At 70.2% G+C, this 1946-nt stretch carries 2 protein-coding genes and 1 pseudogene; all 3 read left to right on the forward strand.

The genetic code is table 11. The features are described from left to right. A pseudogene (locus Q0588_RS15645) lies at nucleotides 1-718 on the forward strand (argininosuccinate synthase domain-containing protein); the annotation flags it as partial. A 31-nt stretch (nucleotides 719-749) separates the two neighbouring features. After that, nucleotides 750-1382 carry a LysE family translocator gene (locus tag Q0588_RS15650; protein WP_298748125.1) on the forward strand — a complete coding sequence of 211 codons (633 nt, stop codon included), beginning with the start codon at nucleotides 750-752 and terminating at the stop codon, nucleotides 1380-1382. Nucleotides 1383-1464: 82 nt separating this feature from the next. Further along, a partial coding sequence (locus Q0588_RS15655) for a hypothetical protein (protein WP_298748127.1) occupies nucleotides 1465-1946 on the forward strand: 482 nt, incomplete at its 3' end.

Here is a 1946-nt window from a genome sequence, read left to right on the forward strand (position 1 = left end):
GGACAAGCGCGGCGAGGCCCCGTTCAGCGTCGACGCCAACCTCCTGCACTCGTCCAGCGAGGGCAAGGTGCTGGAGGATCCGGCGGTCGAGGCCCCCGAATTCGTGCACCAGCGCACCCTGTCGCCGGAGGACGCGCCGGATGTGGCGACCGTGATCACCCTCGGTTTCGACAAGGGCGACGCGGTCTCGATCAACGGCGAGGCGATGAGCCCGGCGACCCTGCTGACCGCCCTGAACCAGTACGGCCACGACAACGGGATCGGCCGGCTCGACCTGGTCGAGAACCGCTTCGTCGGCATGAAGTCGCGCGGCGTCTATGAGACCCCCGGCGGGACCATATTGCTGGCGGCGCACCGCGGCATTGAGTCGATCACGCTGGACGGCGGCGCCATGCATCTGAAGGATGAGCTGGCGGTCAAATACGCCCACCTGATCTACAACGGCTTCTGGTTCTCGCCCGAGCGCGAGATGCTGCAGGCGGCCATCGACCACTCGCAGGCGAAGGTGTCGGGCACGGTGCGGGTCAAGCTGTACAAGGGCAACGCCACCGTCATCGGCCGCGAGAGCCCGCACAGCCTGTACGACCAGGAACTGGTCACCTTCGAGGACGGGGCCGTGGCCTATGACCAGAAGGACGCCGCCGGCTTCATCAAGCTGAACGCCCTGCGCCTGCGCGTGCTGGGCAGGCGCGACGCGCGGGACGGCGCGGAGGCTTGACCGGGGCCGCGGCGGACGCGACACGGCGGCCATGTCCGGCCTGCCCGTCGATCCGCAGCTCTATCTGACCTTTCTCGGGGTCATGGCCGTGATGGCCGTGACGCCCGGGCCCGCCAACCTGTTCTCGGTGGCCAACGGCGTCCGCCGCGGCCCGGCCGCCGCCCTGGCCGGGGTGGTCGGCATGAACGCCGCCACCCTGGTGTGGTTCGGGGCCGCGGCCCTGGGCCTCGGGGCCCTGGTGATCGCCCTTCCCCAGGTGTTCCGGCTGATCTCGATCGGCGGCGCCCTCTATGTCGCCTGGCTGGGGGTGAACGCCCTGCGCGGGGCCTTCCGCACCGCCGCCGATCCGCCCGCGGCGGCCCTCCGGCCGGGCCGCAGCGCCTGGCTGGACGGCTTCATGGTCCAGATCGCCAATCCCAAGGCGGTGCTGTTCTTCACCGCCGTGCTGCCGCCGTTCCTCGACGTCCACCGGCCCGCGGCGCCGCAGCTGGCCCTGTTCGCCGCCGCCACCATCGGCATGGACGTGCTGTCGATGTCGGCCTACGGTCTGGGCGGGGCGGCCCTGGCGCGGCGCCTGGCGGAGCCGCGCTTCAGGCGCGGTTTCGCGCTCGTCACGGGCGGGCTGCTGTTGACGGCGTCAGTGCTTATTGTCTCGCGATTATAATAGCTTGTCGGACTTCGGAACGGCGTTGTTCATGTCCCGTTCAGCAGGAGGGGCGCTTTCTCGGCGCCCAAGGAGAACTGAGATGAAGACTCGCGTCCTCAAGCCCGTCCTGCTGGCAGTGACGGCGGCGCTGGCCCTGTCGGCCTGCGCGACGGCGACCCCCTACGGCCCGGCCGGCCAGGGCAGCCGCTACGGCTATTCGGACATGCGGGTCGACGACAACCGTTTCCGGGTCAGTTTCGCGGGCAATTCGGTGACCTCGCGCGAGCAGGTCGAGATGTCGCTGCTGCTGCGCGCCGCCGAGGTGACGCTGGCGAGCGGCCACGACTGGTTCGCCACGGTCAACCGCGTCACCGACCGGGACGTGCGCTACGCCGCCTCGCCCGACCCGTTCTACTACGACCGCTACGGGCCCTATTGGGGTCCGTCGTGGCGCTACTACCGGCGCGGCTACTGGAGCCCGTGGCGCGACCCGTTCGGCCCCGACATGGATATCCGCGAGATCGACCGCTACGAGGCCAGCGCCGAGATCGTGGTCGGGAACGGGCCGAAGCCGGCCGACGA

Source organism: uncultured Brevundimonas sp. (assembly GCF_937870815.1).
In the GTDB taxonomy this organism is placed as follows: domain Bacteria; phylum Pseudomonadota; class Alphaproteobacteria; order Caulobacterales; family Caulobacteraceae; genus Brevundimonas.